The sequence below is a fragment of the Streptomyces massasporeus genome (genome assembly GCF_014648995.1).
Lineage (GTDB): Bacteria > Actinomycetota > Actinomycetes > Streptomycetales > Streptomycetaceae > Streptomyces > Streptomyces massasporeus.
In genome coordinates this window covers 14,510-30,906 of record NZ_BMSE01000027.1, presented here as the reverse complement: position 1 = coordinate 30,906, position 16,397 = coordinate 14,510, and the positions used below count along the sequence as shown (strand labels likewise).

The following is a 16,397-nucleotide window of genomic DNA, read 5'->3' as shown; positions in this document are numbered from 1 at the left end:
CGGCCGGGCCGAGCCCGCCTAGGATCCGGGGGGTGAAACGGAGAGAGAGCTTCCGGTGGAGCGGGTGGAGCACCTTCGGGCGCCGGTGCCTGGTCGTGCTGCTGACCGTCCTCGCCGTGCAGAACAGCGCCACCACCACCGGCGGCCGGTACCTCGTCCCGGCCACCGTCGCCGCGGCGCTGTGCGGGGCGGCCCTGCTGGTGCGGCGGCTGCCCTGGTACGCCTCCGCCGTACCGGCCACCGTGGCGACCGGGCTGTGGGGGTGGCCGCTGCTGCCGCTGCTGCTCGTCGCGCTGTTCGACCTGACGGTGCACCGGCGTGCCCGCCTGGCGATGGGCTGCGCCGCGGCGGCGCTGGGCGCCAACCTCCTCATCCCCCCGGCGATCTCCCTGTGGACCCCGCAGCGGTACGGCTCCACCCTGTTCGTGCTGCTGGCCCTGGTGGGCGGGCTGTGGGTGGGCAACCGCCGGCGGCTGCTGAAGGCGCTGGGCGACCAGGTCGAGCACCTGCGCGTCGAGCGGGAGCTGCGCGAGGAGGCCGCCCGGGCCGCCGAACGATCGCGGATCGCCGCGGAGATGCACGACGTCCTGGCGCACCGGCTGAGCCTGATCGCCCTGCACACCGGCGTCCTGACGACCAGGCCTGAACCGCTGCCCGAGCCGGTCGTGGAGCGCCTGGCCCTGCTGCGCACCGCCTCCACCGACGCCCTGGCCGACCTCCGCGACGTCCTCGGCGCCCTGCGCGACCCCGGGGCCGAGCCCGCCGCGGCCGCTCCCGGGCCCGTCCTGCGCGATGTGGACGAGCTGGTCGAGCAGGCCCGGGCCGCGGGGCAGCGGGCCGAGGTGGAGGTGGACGGCCGGCCCGAGGAGGCTCCCGCCGCCCACCGGCTCGCCGTCCACCGCCTCGTCCAGGAGGCACTGACCAACGCCCGCAAGCACGCCGGAGGCGCCCCGGTGCGCATCCACCTCGGCTACGGGCCGCCCGCCACCACCGTGGAGGTCACCAACACCCCCGGCAGCCCGGCCGCCGCCGTCGCCTCGGGGTTCGGGCTGGTGGGTCTGCGTGAGCGGGTCTCCGCCCTCGGCGGCCATCTGCACGCCGGGCCGAACGGGGCCGGCAGCTGGCGGCTCGCCGCCCGCATCCCCCACCCCGCGCCCCTCGAAGAGAACGGCAACGCCCCATGATCCGCGCCCTGATCGCCGACGACGACGCCCTGGTCCGTCTCGGCCTGACCGACCTCCTCGACGGGGACGCGGGCATCGAGGTCGTCGCCCAGGCGACCGACGGACTGCACGCCGTCGAGCAGGCCACCGCGCACCGCGTGGACGTCGCCCTCGTCGACGTCCGCATGCCCCGCATGGACGGCATCACCGCCACGGCCCGGCTGCGCGCCCTGCCCCACCCCCCGAAGGTGATCACCCTGACGACCTTCGACCTCGACGAGTACGTCTACGACGCCCTCGCGGCCGGGGCCGACGGATTCCTGCTGAAGGACACGGATCCCGCCGAGATCCTTCGGGCCGTCCATCTCGTCGCCGCCGGATCGGCGATGCTCCACCCGAGTGCGGCCCGGCGGCTCATCGACCGCTACCACCGCTCGGGCGGGCCGCAGGCGACCACCGCCCGGGCCCGGTCGGACCGGCTCACCCCCCGGGAGCGCGACGTCCTGGCCCTGCTCGCCCGGGGTGACACCAACGCCGACATCGCCGGCCGCCTCGGCATGCGGGAGAGCACCGTCAAGGCGCACGTCAGCCGCATCCTCACCGCACTGGAGGTCACCAACCGGGTGCAGGCGGCCCTGCTGGCCCGGGACGCGGGCCTCACCCCCTGACCGGCGCGGCCTGTTTCCCTCCCGCCCGCCGTCCAATTCCCCTCTCTTGCACGGCGGTTCACGGCCGCATACAAGGGTGGCACGCACCACCCCCGCACCACCCGTGCCATGTCACCGACGACACCTGGGGAGCAGCAGCATGTGCGAGGACAGCCACGGCGGGCTCGGTCGGCGCGCTCTGTTCGTGACGGGAGCCGCGGCCGCCCTTACGTTGGGAAGCGTGAGCTTCGCTTCAGCGGCCGACGGGGACCGGGAGAGCAGAACCGTGCGCGGCACGCTGCCACCCGGCTCCCCGGACTTCGTGTACGTGCCCGTCGAGGTCCCGGCCGGTGTCCGGGAGCTCAAGGTCGCCTACACCTACGACCGGCCGTCCGTCCCGGCCGGCACCATGGGCAACGCCCTCGACATCGGCGTCTTCGACGACCGCGGCACCGAGCTCGGCGGCCGGGGCTTCCGGGGCTGGTCGGGCGGGGCGCGCACCGAGTTCTTCATCCGCGCGGACGACGCGACGCCCGGCTACCTCCCGGGCCCGGTGCGCGAGGGCACCTGGCACATCGCGCTCGGCCCGTACACCGTCGCCCCGCAGGGCCTGTCGTACGAGATCACCATCACGCTCACGCACGGGGAGCCGGGCGAGGCCGCCGAGCCGGTGTATCCGCCGGAGCGGGCGAAGGGCCGGGGCCGGGCCTGGTACCGGGGCGACTGCCATCTGCACTCCTGGCACTCCGACGGCCGCCGCACCCCCGCCGAGATCGGGGAGCTGGCCCGGGCGGCCGGCCTGGACTTCATCAACTCCTCCGAGCACAACACGCACTCCGCGCACGCCCACTGGGCCGACGTGGCCGGGGACGACCTGCTCGTCATGCTGGGCGAGGAGATCACCACCCGCAACGGGCACGTCGTCGCGCTCGGCACCGACCCGGGCACCTTCGTCGACTGGCGCTACCGGGCCCGCGACAACCGCTTCGGCCGGTTCGCCCGGCAGATCCGCCGGGCCGGCGGCCTGGTCGTCCCGGCCCACCCGCACGCCACCTGCGTCGGCTGCAACTGGAAGTTCGGCTTCGACGAGGCGGACGCGGTCGAGGTGTGGAACGGCCCCTACACGCCCGACGACGAGGTCGCGCTGGCCGACTGGGACAGCATGCTCGTGGCGTCCGTACGGGACGGGCGCGGCTGGCTCCCGGCGATGGGCAGCAGCGACGCCCACCGCTCCCCGGACGCGGTGGGCAGCCCCCAGACGGTCGTCCTGGCCGACGACCTGACCCGGGAGGCGATCCAGGAGGGCATCCGGGCGGGACGGTCCTACGTCGCCGAGTCCGCGCGGGTCGCGCTGTCGCTGCGGGTGTCCGGCGGGCGCGGTGAACACGCCGGGATCGGCGAGCGGTTGAGGGTGGACCGCGACACCCCGGTCACCGTCCGCCTGGAGGTCACGGGCGCCCCACGCTGCACCGTCCGCTTCGTCACCGACCAGGGCGTCCTGCACACCAGCGACCCGCTGCCGGTCTCCGGCTCGGGCGTGGTCGAGTGGCGCACGACGCCGTCCTACGCGGCGTACGTACGGGCCGAACTGCGGCACGAGGCGGCCGCGGGACCGCTGCCCGGCCCACTGGCGGCGTTCACCAACCCGATCTTCCTGGGGCGCCGCACGGACTAGGGCGCATCCTCCAGGTCGGCCACGACCGCCGCGTGGTCGGAGGGCCAGACGCCGTCCACGGGGCCGTCGCAGGCCCGCCGTGCGTCCCGTACGCGGCCGAGTCCGCCGGGGCCGGGCGGGCCGACGTGGATGTAGTCGATGCGTCCGCCGGGCCGCCGGGCGGGCGTCACATGCGGGTTGGCCGCGTCCCAGGTTGCGGAGGGCGCGGCCGGGTCGGCGTACTCCCAGGCGTCGACGAGGACTTGGCCGGGCACGGTCGGGGCGGTCTTGTAACCGCCGAGGAGACGGACCTCGTCGGAATCGGGCCAGGCGTTGAGGTCGCCGGTGACGACGGGCGGGAACGGGGTGTCGCCGCGGTGCCGGGCGACGAACTCGGCGAGCGCGGCGACCTGGCGGCAGCGGACCGCCGAGGCGTGCAGCGCGGAGGTGAAGTGGGCGGTGAAGAAGGGCACTTCGTGACCGGGAGCGGCCAGGCGGGCGTAGAGGGCTAGGCGGCCGTCGTCCGTGTCGGCCGGGGCGGGCAGCGGCAGCACGTCCTGGGCGACGACCGGCCATCGGCTCAGCACGGCGTTGCCTATGCCGACCGTCGGGTCCCCGATCCGCCGCTGCCAGCGCTCCGGGGCGGGCGAGGCGCCCCAGGCGCGGTGCAGGCCCAGCTCACCGGCCAGCCACTCGGCGAGGTTCTCGCCGCCGGCCGCCCACACCTCCTGCAGTCCGACGACGTCGGGCCGCAGCTCCCGCAGGGCCGTGAGGATCGCCTTCTGCCGCGTCTGCCACGGCCCGAAGCGCCACCAGAGGTTCCAGGTCACGATCCGCACCCGCAGCCACCCGCTCTCCTCGATGCCGCGTCGGGGATCATTGAAGCAGGACCGCTTGCAGAAACCGTGAGAGCTTCGTGCGAAGGAGACCCGCCGACGATGTCCCGCCGCACCGACCTGAGGTTCCGCGCCACCACGGCCTTCCAGCGCCGCCTCAACCCGATCCTGCGCCGCCTCCCCCTCCAGACGGTTCTGGAGACCACGGGCCGCGTCTCGGGCCTGCCCCGTCGGACGCCGGTGGGCGGACGCCGCGTCGGCGGCTCCTTCTGGCTGGTGTCGGAGTTCGGCGAACGGTCCCAGTACGTGCGCAACATCAAGGCGGATCCCCGGGTGCGGGTACGGATCCGCGGCCGGTGGCACGAAGGCACCGCGCATCTGCTGCCCGAGGACGACCCGGTGGCCCGGCTGCGGGGGCTGCCCCGGGTCAACAGCCTGGGCGTCCGGGCCCTCGGGACGAACCTGCTGACGGTTCGGGTGGATCTGGACGCCTGAGCGGCGTCACCCCGGCCAGACGATCGCCTGCACCTCGCTGTAGGCGTGCAGGGCGTACGAGCCGACGTCGCGGCCCACTCCGCTCTGCTTGAACCCGCCGAAGGGCGCCTCCATGTTCCGACCGACGGTGTTGATCCCGACGCCGCCGGCCCGCAGCCGCCGCGCCACGCGGAAGGCCCGGGCCACGTCGCCCGACCAGACGTAGTCGATGAGCCCGTAGTCGGTGTCGTTGGCGAGCGCGACGCCCTCGTCCTCGTCGTCGAAGGGGACGACGGCCACCACCGGCCCGAAGATCTCCTCGCGGACCACGCGCATGTCGTTGGTGCAGTCCGCCAGGAGGGTCGGGGCGACGTAGAAGCCGCCGGGGAGGGCCGGGCGTTCGCCGCCCGACATCACCACCGCGCCTTCCTTTCGGCCCAGTTCGACGTACGACTCCACCCGGTCCCGGTGCGCCGCCGAGATCACCGGCCCGACCACGGTGTCCCGCTCGCCCGGGTCTCCCACTTTCAACCGCCGGGCATAGGCGGCCAGTTGCTCCACCAGCCGGTCGTAGATCCCGCGCTGCGCCAGCACCCTCGTCGGTGCCGTGCAGATCTGGCCGCTGTAGAAGGAGAAGGTGGTGCCGATCCCGGCGACGGCCGAGCCCAGGTCGGCGTCGTCGAAGACGACCGCGGCGCCCTTCCCGCCCAGCTCCATCAACTGCCGTTTCATGCCGCGCCCGCACACCTCGGCGATGCGCTGCCCGACCGCCGTGGAGCCGGTGAAGCTCACCATGTCGACGTCCGGCGACGCCACGGCCGCCTCGCCGGCCTCCGTACGGGAGCCGCTGACGACGTTGACCACGCCCGGTGGCACGCCCGCCGCCTCCAGGGCCTCCGCCATCCGGTACACCGACAGCGGGTCCTGCGGGGCGGGTTTCACCACGACCGTGTTGCCCATGGCCAGAGCGGGGGCGATCTTGCCGGCGGGGTTGGCCCAGGGGTTGTTGTACGAGGTGATGCAGGTGACGACCCCGACGGGCTGCCGGACGGCCAGGGCGCCCATCACACCGGCTTTCCCCATCGGCCCGGCCTCGTTGATCTGGGGCGGGATCGCCCACTCGGCGGGCTCCACGCGCGCGTAGCGCCGGAAGCGGGCGGCGGCGACGCCGACCTGCATGCCGCGTGCGGTGCCGAGCGTCGCACCGGTCTCGGCCCGGGCCAGTTCGGCGTACTCCGTCAGCCGGCCGGCGATGATCCCCGCCGCCCGGCCGAGCACCGCGGCACGCTCCTCCGGCGAGGTGCGCGACCACGGCCCGAAGGCCTCGCGGGCCGCGGCACAGGCCGCGAGCACCTGATCCCGCGAGGCCTCCGGCGCCCACCCGACGGTCTGCTCGCCCGCCGGGTCGATCACCTCGTAGTGCCCGCCGTCCGGCTCCACCCAGGAGCCGCCGACGAACAGCGACTGCCGTGCCGTCACCGCGTGCTCACCGTCTCCGTGTCCCGCCCGGAGCGCAGCACCCGGCCCGGTACGGACCCGGTCACCACGTCGTCCCGGATCGCCTCGACCCCGTTGACCCAGACGGCCCGTACGCCGAGCGCCCGCGAGTCCAGCCGGGGGCTGTCGCCCGGCAGGTCGTGCACCAGGGTGGCCGGGCCCGCGTCGATGCGCTCCGGGTCGAGCAGGACCAGGTCGGCGTGCCAGCCCTCCCGGACCTGCCCGCGCTCCCGCAGCCCGAAGAGCCGGGCCGGGTCGTCGGTCAGCATCTTCACGGCCTGCTCCAGACCGACCAGCTTCCGCCCCCGCAGGCAGTCCCCGAGGAACCGGGTGGTGTACGGCGCCCCGCACATCCGGTCCAGATGGGCGCCCGCGTCGGACCCGCCCAGCAGCACGTCCTCGTGGCTCCAGGTCTGAGCCCGCAGCGCCCAGGACGCCGGGTCGTTGTCGGTCGGCATCGGCCACAGCACCGTGCGCAGTCCGTCGTTGGCGCAGATCTCCACCAGACAGGCGAAGGGCTCCTGACCGCGCTCCTCGGCGATGTCGTTCACCACGCGCCCGGTGAGCCCGGCGTTCGCCTCGCTGTAGGTGTCGCCGATGACGTACCGCCCGAAGTTCGACAGCCGCCGGAAGACACCCGCCTCCTTGGAACGGGCCCGCCGCAGCAGTTCGGCCCGCACCTGCGGGTCCCGCAGCCTCTCGATCCGCTCGGGCACGGGCAGCCCGAGCACCGGCCCCCACCCGGGGATGAGGTTCAGCGCGCAGAACGTCCCCAGCGACATGTTCATGGGCGTGAGGATCGGCATGGTCAGCGCCACGACCCTGCCGCCCGCCTTCCGCGCCTGCTCGCTCGCGAGCAGCTGCCGGGGCACGCGCTCGGGAACGGCCGCGTCGATGGTCAGCACGTTCCAGTTCAGCGGCCGCCCCGCCACCGCGCTCATCTCCACGAACAGATCGATCTCCGCGTCACTGAACTGATCCAGACAGCCCGCGACGATCGCCTCGATCTGCGTGCCCTCGCACTCCCCGACGGCCCGCGACAGTGCCAGCAGTTCGGCCGGCTGGGCGTGCCGCGAGGCGACGGGCTGTCCGTCGCCGTCGGAGTGACTGGTCGACTGGGTGGTGGACAGCCCCCACGCCCCGGCGTCCATGGCCTCCCGCAGCAGCCGCACCATCGCGGCGAGCTGCTCCTGACTCGGCTGCCCGCCCACCGCCTCCGGCCCCATCACGTACCGCCGCAGCGCACAGTGCCCCACCATGAACCCGGCGTTGACGGCGATCCGCCCTTCCAGGGCGTCCAGGTACTCCCCGAAGGAATGCCAGTTCCAGGGCGCCCCCTCCTCCAGCGCCACCAGCGCCATGCCCTCGACCCGGGACATCATCCGCCGCGTGTAGTCGGCGTCCCCGGGCCGCTCGGGGTGCAACGGCGCAAGCGTGAACCCGCAGTTCCCACCGGCGACGGTGGTGACCCCGTGGTTGAGCGAGGGCGTGGCGTACGGGTCCCAGAAGAGCTGGGCGTCGTAGTGGGTGTGGGGGTCGACGAAGCCGGGGGTGAGGACGAGGCCGTGAGCGTCCTCGGTGGTCCGGCTTTCCTCGGTGATCCGACCGATGACAGCGATCCGCCCGTCGCGGATGCCGACGTCGGCGGTGTATGCCGGGGCACCCGTCCCGTCCACGACGGTCGCGCCCTTGATGACGTGATCGAGCATGCCCACTCAACTCCCTCGGGATGGACGCCTTTAGGGGCGCGGGGAACTGCGCGATCAGCCCCCACGAACCCGCACCCGCCGACGAACGCTCAACCACCCCGCCGGAACCGCGAAGTCCGATGCACGGGATCCGTATCGATCTTGGGAATCACGTACTCCCCGACCAGCCGGATCGTCTGCAGCGTCTCCTCCTTCGGCACCCCCACGGGCAATCCGAAACTCAACTGATCCGCCCCGGCCCGCTCCCATCGCTCGCACTGCCGCAGCACCTCGTCCGGATCCCCGCAGATCAGCAGCTCCTCCTCGATGAGCACCTCCACGAACTCCTCGGTGTACTCCGGCAGCGTCTCCGGCCACACCGGGAACCCCTCGGGCCGCGGGAACGTGTCGTGGTACCGGAACACCAGCGAGGGCAGATAGTGCAGCCCCCCGCTCGCCGCGATCCGGACCGCCTCCGCATGGGTCGGTGCGCAGATCGCCGTGGTCGTCACCATCACGTTGTCGTTCACGAAGGCCCCGACCGGCTCCGCGTCCACGATCGCCGTCTTGTACTGCTCCAGCACCCACTCCATGTCGGAGACCTTCTGCACGCTGAAGCCGAGCACGCCGAGCCCCTTCTTCGCGGCCATGGCGTACGACGGCGGCGATCCGGCGGCGTACCACATCGCCGGGTGCGCCCCGCCGTACGGCTTCGGCAGGACCTTCCGCGGCGGCAGCGACCAGTGCTTGCCCTGGAAGCCCTGGTACTCGTCCTGGAGCCACATCTTGGGGAACTCGGCGATGGTCTCCTCCCAGAGCTCCTTGGTGTGGTTCATGTCGGTCACCCCCGGCATGAACCCGAGGATCTCGTGGGATCCGGCGCCCCGCCCGCTGCCGAACTCGAAGCGGTTGCCGCTGAGGTGGTCGAGCATCGCGACCTTCTCGGCGACCTTCACCGGGTGGTTGACCGGGGCCAGCGGGTTGAAGATGCCGGAGCCCAGGTGGATCCGCTCGGTCGCGTGGGCCAGGTAGCCGAGGAAGACGTCATTGGCGGACAGGTGCGAGTACTCGTCCAGGAAGTGGTGCTCGGAGGCCCAGGCGTACTTGAAGCCGGACTTGTCCGCCTGGATGACGTACTCGGTCTCCTCCATCAGCGCCTTGTGCTCGGCGAGCGGGTCGGTCTCGGCCCGTTTGCCGACGTATCCCTGAACGAAGATGCCGAATTCCAAGGAGGTTCACCGCCCCACGATCGGTTCATCATTTCTGACGGCGCGTCAGATTTATGGTCCGACTGTTCCACCGCCCTCCGGGAGCGTCAATAGCTGATGGTTCGTCAGATACGTCAGATGACGCTGACCCCGGCCAGCCACCCGCCGTCGATCACGAACGGCTGACCCGTGATGTACGAGGAGTCCTCCGAGGTCAGGAACAGCGCGAGCCTGGCCACCTCCTCGGGCCGCCCGACCCTGCCCAGCGGCACCAGCTTGCGGTACAGCCGGTCGAGTCCCTTCGCCGTCTCCACGAGGTCGGCGTCCGGGTCCAGCCGGGCCGGGTTGGACATCGCCGTGTCGATGGCCCCGGGGCAGACGGCGTTGACGCGTATCCCGCGCCCGGCCAGCTCCAGGGCGGCGACCCGGGTCAGACCGACCACGGCGTGCTTGGTCGCCGCGTAGGCGCCCACCGCGGCCATCCCGGTCAGGCCCGTGTAGGAGGCGGTGTTGACGATCGTGCCCCCGTCGGCCATCTCCGGGGCGACCGTCCTGACGCCGAGGAAGCAGCCGACCTGGTTGACCCGGACGACCTGCATGAACTCGTCGAGGGGGGTGTCGAGGAGGGAGTTGAAGCGCAGGATGCCTGCGTTGTTGACGAGGCCGTCGAGATGACCGTAGGCGTCCTTGGTGGCCGTGACGGCGGCCTGCCAGTCGTCCTCGCTGCCGACGTCGAGATGGAGGTAGCGCGCGCCGATCTCCTTCGCGAGGGCCTCGCCCTGGTCGTCGAGGACGTCCGCGACGACCACCCGGGCCCCCTCGGCCGCGAACAGCCGTGCCTCCTGCTCGCCCTGGCCGCGTGCGGCGCCGGTGACGATGACGACGCGTCCGTCGAGCTTGCCCATGGGGTCTCCTCACAGCTCGGGGGCGACCTCGGCGCCGAACGCCGCGATCTGGTCGGTGAGTTCACTGCGGCTCCGGCTGCGGAACCGCACCTGGATCTGGTGCACGCCCATCGCCCGGTACGCCCGCAGCGACTCGGCGAGCTCCCGCGGCCCACCGGTGAGGGTCCGGCGCCCCACCTCCCACCGGGGCGTGCCGACGTAGAGCGGTTCGACGATGGCGCCCACGGTGAACGGGCCCTGGACACGGGCCTCTTCGCGCAGTTCCCTGATGCGTGTGATCTGCGCGGGCAGCCGATCCCTCGGATCCCCCTGCGGCAGCCAGCCGTCGCCCCTGAGCGCGGCCCGTCGCACGGCGGCCGGTGAGGAACCGCCGACCCAGACGGGGATCCGGTCCTGCACCGGCCGGGGCCGCTGCCCGAGCCCCTCGAAGTCGTACAGCTTGCCGTGGTGCTCGGGGAACTCGTCGGGCCCGAGGGCGGCACGCAGGGCGTCGAGACACTCGTCGAGCACGGCCCCGCGCTGCCGGAAGTCGACACCGAGGGCCTCGAACTCCTCCTGGACGTGCCCGGCGCCGACCCCGAGGATCAGCCGGCCTCCGCTGAGGTGGTCGAGGGTGGCGTACTGCTTGGCGGTGAGCAGGGGATGCCGCAGCCCGACGATCGCGACATGGCTGAGCAGCTTGACGTGTTCGGTGGCGGCGGCGAGGAAGGCGAGCGTGGCGACGGGGTCGTACCAGACGGTGCTCATGGCGGCGGCGAGGCGACGCGGGATGGCGACGTGGTCGCAGCCGGCCAGGTAGTCGAACCCGGCCCGGTCGGCGGCGCGGGCGATCTCCAGCAGGTCGTCCGGCCCGGCCTCCGCCTCCCACCCCTCGGCGTAGAGGGTGCTCTGCGACTGGACGGGAAGCTGCATCCCGTACCGCAGGCTCACCGCGCACCACCGGCGCCGCCCGGCCACAGCCCTTCCTCTGTCAGCCCGAGCAGTTCGATGGCGTTCCCCCGCACGATCCGCTCGACCACGTCGGGCTCCAGGTGCCCCATCTGCGCCTCGCCGACCTCGCGGGACTTGGGCCAGGTGGAGTCGGAGTGGGGGTAGTCGGTCTCGTAGAGGACGTTGCCGACGCCGATGGAGTCGAGGTTGCGCAGTCCGAAGGCGTCGTCGAAGAAGCAGCCGTAGACGTGCTCGGCGAAGAGCTCAGACGGCGGCCGGTGCACCTTGTCGGCGACGCCGCCCCAGCCGCGGTTCTCCTCCCACACCACGTCGGCCCGCTCCAGGATGTAGGGGATCCAGCCGATCTGCCCCTCGGCGTACATGACCTTGAGGTTCGGGAACTGCTCGAACTTGCCGCTCATCAGCCAGTCGACCATGGAGAAGCAGCAGTTGGCGTACGTGATGGTGGAGCCGACGGCGGGCGGGGCGTCGGCGGAGGTGGACGGCATCCGGCTGCTGGAGCCGATGTGCATGGCGACGACGGTCCCGGTCTCGTCGCACGCCTGGAGGAACGGGTCCCAGCCCTCGGTGTGGATCGAGGGCAGCCCGAGGAACGGCGGTATCTCGGAGAAGGCGACGGCACGGACCCCGCGGGCGGCGTTGCGCCGGACCTCGGCCGCCGCGAGCTCGGCGTCCCAGAGGGGGATGAGGGGCAGGGGGATGAGCCGCCCGTGCGCGTCCGGGCCGCACCACTCCTCCACCATCCAGTCGTTGTAGGCGCGCACGCAGAGCAGGCCGAGGTCGTGGTCCTTGGCCTCGGTGAAGGTCTGGCCGCAGAAGCGCGGGAAGGTCGGGAAACACAGGGCGGACTGGACGTGGTTGACGTCCATGTCGGCGAGGCGGGAGGTGACGTCATAAGAACCCGGGCGCATCTGTTCGTACGTGATGACCTCGAGCTTGATCTCGTCCCTGTCGTACCCCACGGCGGTGTCGAGCCGCGTCAGGGGCCGCCGCAACTCCTCGTAGACCCACCAGTCCCCGACCGGCCCGTCGTCCCCGGGCTGCCCCATCACCGGCTTGAAGCGGCCTCCGAGGAACGTCATTTCCTTCACGGGGGCCCGGACGATACGCGGTCCGACCTCCCGGTACTTCCCCGGAAGCCGGTTCTGCCAGACGCTCGCGGGCTCAACGGTGTGGTCGTCCACGGAGATGATCAGCGGAAACGTGCTGTCGTGGGTGTCCATGGCGCTCACGGTAGCGCTGATCTGACGGGGCGTCAGCTATGCCTGCCGAGGCGGATTCCGGCCATGATGGCGTGATTCACTCGACTCGGCCGGGTGGGCGCGGAGAGAGTGTGCAGACTTGGTGGACTCCCGTGTGCCGCCCTGTGATCGGTGTCTCCCACGGCTGACGTATCCGCCGTCAACAAGGCAAACTGGCGTGGTTGCTCAGGATGTCTAGGGGGACTGCATGGACGGTGTACCGGACGGTGTGCCGCGCGTACCGGAGCAGCGGCGTCCCGACTCCACGCCGACGCCGTCGGAACCGTCGGCGACGCCCGGGGCGGAGCGGCCGGCGGAGACCGCCGCTCTGCGCTTCAGCGTGCTCGGGCCCGTGCGCGCCTGGCGCGGCGACGAGCCGGTCACCACCGGGTCCCCCCAGCAACGCGCCCTGCTCGCCGCCCTGCTGCTGCGCGAGGGCCGCACCGCCACGGCCGCGGAGCTGATCGACGCCCTGTGGGGCGAGGAACCGCCCTCGCAGGCGCTGGCGGCGGTACGGACGTACGCCTCCCGCCTGCGCAAGGTGCTGGACCCGGGCGGCGAGGCCCGCCGGTCCGGCGGCACCACGGCCACCGCCGTCCTGGTCAGCGAGTCCGGCGGCTACGCGGTCCGCGACCTCGCCGAGGAGGCCCTTGACCTCACCGTCGCCCAGGACCTGGCGACCGAGGCGGAGAAGGCCCGCTCCGCGGGCGACCTCTGCCACGCCCGCGAGACCCTGCGCCGCGCCCTCGCCCTGTGGGACGGGGAGACCCTGGCCGGAGTGCCGGGCCCGTACGCGGAGACCCAGCGCGTCCGGCTGGAGGAGTGGCGGCTCCAACTCGTCGAATCGCGCCTGGACATGGACCTGGAGCAGGGCTGCCACGCCGAAGCAGTCTCGGAGCTCACGGCCCTCACCGCGGCCCACCCGCTCCGGGAGCGGCTCCGGGAGCTCCTGATGCTGGCGCTCTACCGCAGCGGCCGCCAGGCCGAGGCACTGGCCGTCTACGCCGACACCCGCCGCCTGCTCGCCGACGAACTCGGTGTGGACCCGCGCCCCGGCCTGAGCGAGCTGCAGCAGCGGATCCTCCAGGCGGACCCCGGGCTGGCGGAGCCCTCCTCCCCGGCGCCCGAGCCGGCCGCCGTCCCGGTCCGCCCGGCACAACTGCCCGCGACTGTGCCGGACTTCACCGGCCGCTCCGGTTTCGTGCGGGAGCTCGGCGACATCCTGGCCTCCGCCGAGGGCCGGGTCATGGCGGTCTCGGCCCTGGCCGGCATCGGCGGCGTCGGCAAGACGACCCTGGCGGTGCACGTGGCGCACCAGGCGCGCGCGGCCTTCCCGGACGGGCAGTTGTACGTCGACCTCCAGGGGGCGGGTGCCCGGGCGGCGGAGCCGGAGACGGTCCTGGGCTCCTTCCTGCGCGCCCTCGGCACGGCCGACTCGGCGATCCCCGACTCCCTGGAGGAACGCGCGGCCCTCTACCGCTCGGTCCTCGCCGGGCGCCGGGTGCTGGTCCTGCTGGACAACGCCCGGGACGCCGCCCAGGTGCGCCCCCTGCTGCCCGGCACGGACGGCTGCGCCGCGCTGGTCACCTCCCGGGTGCGGATGCTGGACCTGGCGGGCGCCCACCTGATCGACCTCGACGTGATGTCCCCGGACGAGGCGCTGGCGCTCTTCACGAAGATCGTGGGCGAGGAGCGGGTGGCGTCCGAGCGGAAGGCCGCGCTCGACGTGGTCGCGGCCTGCGGCTTCCTGCCGCTGGCCATCCGCATCGCGGCGTCCCGCCTGGCAGCCCGCCGTACCTGGACGGTGTCGGTCCTCGCGGCGAAGCTCGCCGACGAGCGCCGCCGCCTGGACGAGCTCCAGGCCGGTGACCTGGCCGTCAAGGCGACCTTCGAGCTCGGCTACGGCCAGCTGGAACCCGCCCAGGCGCGCGCGTTCCGCCTGCTCGGTCTGGCGGACGGCCCCGACATCTCCCTGGCCGCCGCGGCGGCGGTCCTGGACCTGCCGGTGGAGGACACGGAGGACCTGCTGGAGTCCCTCGTGGACACCTCCCTCCTCGAATCGGCGGCCCCCGGCCGCTACCGCTTCCACGACCTGGTGCGGCTCTACGCGCGTGCCTGTGCGGAAAGGGACGAACTCCCCCCGAGCGAACGGGGCTCGGCGCTGTCCCGGCTGCTGGACTTCTACCTGGCGTCCGCGGCCGGGGTGTACGCGATCGAGCGGCCGGGGGACCGGCTGGTGGATCACCTGGAGCCCACGTCGTACCCGGGTCTGCGGTTCGACAACCGGCACGCGGCGCAGGACTGGCTGTACGCGGAGGCCATCTGCCTCCTCGCCTGCGTACGGCAGGCCGCGGGGCGGCCGGAGACACTCCCCCGGGCGATCGACATGCTGTGGGCGGCGCACGACCTTTCCGAGTCGGGGGCCAACTCCAAGGAGTACGAGGCGACCGCCCAGGCGCTCGTCGGCGCGGCCCGGTCGCACGGCCTCGGCCGGGCGGAGGCCCGGGCACTGATGACGCTCGTCAACGTCCACCACGTGAGCGGCCGTTTCGAACGGGCCGAGGAGGAGGCGGAACGGGCCATCCGCCTCGCGCAGGAGTCCGACGACCTGCTCCCCGTCTGCTGGGCGCGCAACGCGCGCGGCATCATCGCGCTCTACCAGAACCGCCACGCGGACGGCGAGGAGCACCTCTCCCGGGCCATCGAGCACTTCCGGGCCCTGGGCGACCGCCCCGGCGTGGCCGCCGCGCTCTGCAACCTCTCCCGGATCCATCTCGCGACCGGGCGCACCCAGAGCGCGGTCGCGCTGGCCCAGGAGGGCATCGACATCTACGACGCCATGGGCAACTCCCTGCGCGGGGCGAACGCCCGCTACGCCCTCGGGCTCGCCCTCACTCAGAGCGGGGAGCTGAACAGCGCCGCCGAGCGGCTCCAGGAGGCGCTGGAGGTGTTCCGGGACAGCAGGCAGCGCCTCTGGGAGGGCATGAGTCTGTTCCGGCTGGCCGAGGTGGATCTCGCCGCCCGGCGTGCGGCGCGGGCCGCCGCCAACGCCGAGATGGCCCTCACGGTCCTCCGCGGGATCGGCGGGGAGTGGCGGCGGGGCAACGTCCTCACGGTCCTCGGACGCGCGCTGAGCGGCATCGGCCAGACCGGCCGGGCCCAGGTCTGCTGGCAGGAAGCGGCCGGGATCTACGAGGAGTTGGGCTCGCCCGAGGCCGCCGAGGTGCGTGCGCTGCTGTCCCCGGTGCAGGCGGCCTGAGGCGACGGGACGGGGCGTTCATCATTCGTTTATCCCCCCACGCCATGATGGACGCAGTCGATCCGTCGCGTCGGGGGGCAGACGGGTCACCGCACGGGCCTCGCTCCGGTCGTTCGGGGCGAGCGGCCCGGGTGGGTCCCGCCCGGCCACACTCGGGGGAGTGACCGGGCGGGCCCGCCGACCTCACTGCTTGATCCACGCCAAGGGGAGTTGACGATCATGGGCGACCAGCTCAAGCCGCAGGACCTGCACGCCACGGACGAGCCGCTGGAGACCAAGGACCTGCACGCCACGGACGAGGGCGCCGTCAAGAAGCAGGACCTGCACGCCACGGACGAGCCGCTGGAGACGAAGGACCTGCACGCCACGTCGGAGCCGTTCAAGCCGGCGAAGTAAGCCACCGTCACACGGGGTTCGGCCGCGGCGGCGCGGAGGGGGAGCCGTCGCGGCCGAGGTGTGTCCGCGGGCAGATGCCGTCATGTCACAGCGGAACGACCCGCACGCCCGGCCCGCACAGCTTTCCCATGTCGTCCTCGTCGGACGTGAAGAGCACCACACCTGCGGGCTGTCGGCCCGCGATCACGGCCAGGGCCGCGTCGATCGCGTACTCGTGGCCGTGCAGACCCGTTTCCTGGAGCAGGGTGACAGCGGCGTCGGCGACCTCGCGGGTCACGGGTTCCACCACGACACGCGACATCGCCCGCGCCCAGGCCGCGCGCCTCACCCGGCCGTGGTAGGCCTCGATCAGCGTCATCGAGCTGGTCACGACGCGGATCCCGGAGCAGTGTGCGTCCTTGAGCCGCGCGAGCATCACCCGGTCGCCCAGAACGGCCCGGGACAACGCCTCGCAGTCCAGCACGTAGCAGGACGGCAC

14 protein-coding genes are annotated in these 16,397 nt (G+C 72.9%); 6 read left to right on the top strand and 8 right to left on the bottom strand.

What is annotated here, in order from left to right; genetic code table 11:
• Nucleotides 1-32: 32 nt before the first annotated feature.
• From IE153_RS37220 to IE153_RS37210, 3 genes are all read left to right on the top strand, one after another.
• Entirely contained in the window at nucleotides 33-1,184 is a 1,152-nt protein-coding gene (locus IE153_RS37220) for a sensor histidine kinase (RefSeq protein ID WP_189594117.1), read from the top strand.
• Nucleotides 1,181-1,831 (top strand): response regulator transcription factor, encoded by a 651-nt coding sequence (locus IE153_RS37215; RefSeq protein ID WP_189594116.1) that lies wholly within the window; start codon nucleotides 1,181-1,183, stop codon nucleotides 1,829-1,831. The genes IE153_RS37220 and IE153_RS37215 overlap by 4 nt, the downstream gene beginning before the upstream one ends.
• A gap of 139 nt (nucleotides 1,832-1,970) precedes the next feature.
• Complete coding sequence (locus IE153_RS37210) at nucleotides 1,971-3,485, top strand: CehA/McbA family metallohydrolase (protein WP_189594115.1); 1,515 nt, start codon at nucleotides 1,971-1,973, stop codon at nucleotides 3,483-3,485.
• On the opposite strand, the gene IE153_RS37205 is transcribed toward IE153_RS37210, so the two are convergent.
• Nucleotides 3,482-4,303, bottom strand: coding sequence for an endonuclease/exonuclease/phosphatase family protein (locus tag IE153_RS37205; protein WP_189594114.1), 822 nt, complete (start codon nucleotides 4,301-4,303; stop codon nucleotides 3,482-3,484). The genes IE153_RS37210 and IE153_RS37205 overlap by 4 nt on opposite strands.
• 99 nt (nucleotides 4,304-4,402) lie before the next feature.
• On the opposite strand from IE153_RS37205, the gene IE153_RS37200 reads away from it, so the two are divergent.
• On the top strand, nucleotides 4,403-4,795 hold the full coding sequence (locus IE153_RS37200; protein WP_189594113.1) for a nitroreductase/quinone reductase family protein: 393 nt from the start codon (nucleotides 4,403-4,405) through the stop codon (nucleotides 4,793-4,795).
• 6 nt (nucleotides 4,796-4,801) lie between these two features.
• Here the strand turns inward: IE153_RS37200 and IE153_RS37195 are convergent, their stop codons facing one another.
• The 6 genes from IE153_RS37195 to IE153_RS37170 form a co-directional block, all read right to left on the bottom strand.
• The gene (locus IE153_RS37195; protein WP_189594112.1) at nucleotides 4,802-6,253 is read right to left on the bottom strand and encodes an aldehyde dehydrogenase family protein; all 1,452 of its coding nucleotides are present in this window, start codon (nucleotides 6,251-6,253) and stop codon (nucleotides 4,802-4,804) included.
• On the bottom strand, nucleotides 6,250-7,980 hold the full coding sequence (locus tag IE153_RS37190; protein WP_189594111.1) for an N-acyl-D-amino-acid deacylase family protein: 1,731 nt from the start codon (nucleotides 7,978-7,980) through the stop codon (nucleotides 6,250-6,252). Before IE153_RS37190 ends, IE153_RS37195 begins: the two co-directional genes overlap by 4 nt.
• A gap of 89 nt (nucleotides 7,981-8,069) precedes the next feature.
• A complete protein-coding gene (locus IE153_RS37185) occupies nucleotides 8,070-9,188 on the bottom strand; it encodes an LLM class flavin-dependent oxidoreductase (RefSeq protein ID WP_031105620.1) in 1,119 nt (372 codons plus the stop codon).
• 113 nt (nucleotides 9,189-9,301) lie between these two features.
• On the bottom strand, nucleotides 9,302-10,072 hold the full coding sequence (locus IE153_RS37180) for an SDR family NAD(P)-dependent oxidoreductase (protein ID WP_189594110.1): 771 nt from the start codon (nucleotides 10,070-10,072) through the stop codon (nucleotides 9,302-9,304).
• A gap of 9 nt (nucleotides 10,073-10,081) precedes the next feature.
• The gene (locus tag IE153_RS37175) at nucleotides 10,082-10,984 is read right to left on the bottom strand and encodes a TIGR03619 family F420-dependent LLM class oxidoreductase (protein WP_189594177.1); all 903 of its coding nucleotides are present in this window, start codon (nucleotides 10,982-10,984) and stop codon (nucleotides 10,082-10,084) included.
• 14 nt (nucleotides 10,985-10,998) lie between these two features.
• A complete protein-coding gene (locus IE153_RS37170) occupies nucleotides 10,999-12,246 on the bottom strand; it encodes an amidohydrolase family protein (RefSeq protein WP_189594109.1) in 1,248 nt (415 codons plus the stop codon).
• A 226-nt stretch (nucleotides 12,247-12,472) separates the two neighbouring features.
• Here IE153_RS37170 and afsR point away from each other — a divergent pair, with 226 nt between their 5' ends.
• Together afsR and IE153_RS37160 are read left to right on the top strand one after the other, a co-directional pair.
• Nucleotides 12,473-15,523: an SARP-family global regulator AfsR gene (gene afsR / locus IE153_RS37165; RefSeq protein WP_189594108.1), complete on the top strand. Its 3,051-nt coding sequence runs from the start codon at nucleotides 12,473-12,475 to the stop codon at nucleotides 15,521-15,523.
• A gap of 219 nt (nucleotides 15,524-15,742) precedes the next feature.
• Nucleotides 15,743-15,919: a hypothetical protein gene (locus IE153_RS37160; protein ID WP_189594107.1), complete on the top strand. Its 177-nt coding sequence runs from the start codon at nucleotides 15,743-15,745 to the stop codon at nucleotides 15,917-15,919.
• 85 nt (nucleotides 15,920-16,004) lie between these two features.
• Here IE153_RS37160 and IE153_RS37155 read toward each other — a convergent pair whose 3' ends face one another.
• Nucleotides 16,005-16,334, bottom strand: coding sequence for a hypothetical protein (locus IE153_RS37155; RefSeq protein WP_438817981.1), 330 nt, complete (start codon nucleotides 16,332-16,334; stop codon nucleotides 16,005-16,007).
• Nucleotides 16,335-16,397: the final 63 nt, after the last annotated feature.

Excerpts from the sequence above, each read along its gene's own strand:
- IE153_RS37200 (WP_189594113.1), top strand. The coding sequence starts at position 4,403 with ATGTCCCGCCGCACCGACCTGAGGTTCCGCGCCACCACGGCCTTCCAG.
- IE153_RS37155 (WP_438817981.1), bottom strand. The coding sequence starts at position 16,334 with ATGCTCGCGCGGCTCAAGGACGCACACTGCTCCGGGATCCGCGTCGTG.
- IE153_RS37215 (WP_189594116.1), top strand. The coding sequence starts at position 1,181 with ATGATCCGCGCCCTGATCGCCGACGACGACGCCCTGGTCCGTCTCGGC.
- IE153_RS37175 (WP_189594177.1), bottom strand. The coding sequence starts at position 10,984 with ATGCAGCTTCCCGTCCAGTCGCAGAGCACCCTCTACGCCGAGGGGTGG.
- IE153_RS37180 (WP_189594110.1), bottom strand. The coding sequence starts at position 10,072 with ATGGGCAAGCTCGACGGACGCGTCGTCATCGTCACCGGCGCCGCACGC.
- IE153_RS37210 (WP_189594115.1), top strand. The coding sequence starts at position 1,971 with ATGTGCGAGGACAGCCACGGCGGGCTCGGTCGGCGCGCTCTGTTCGTG.
- IE153_RS37170 (WP_189594109.1), bottom strand. The coding sequence starts at position 12,246 with ATGGACACCCACGACAGCACGTTTCCGCTGATCATCTCCGTGGACGAC.
- afsR (WP_189594108.1), top strand. The coding sequence starts at position 12,473 with ATGGACGGTGTACCGGACGGTGTGCCGCGCGTACCGGAGCAGCGGCGT.
- IE153_RS37190 (WP_189594111.1), bottom strand. The coding sequence starts at position 7,980 with ATGCTCGATCACGTCATCAAGGGCGCGACCGTCGTGGACGGGACGGGT.
- IE153_RS37160 (WP_189594107.1), top strand. The coding sequence starts at position 15,743 with ATGGGCGACCAGCTCAAGCCGCAGGACCTGCACGCCACGGACGAGCCG.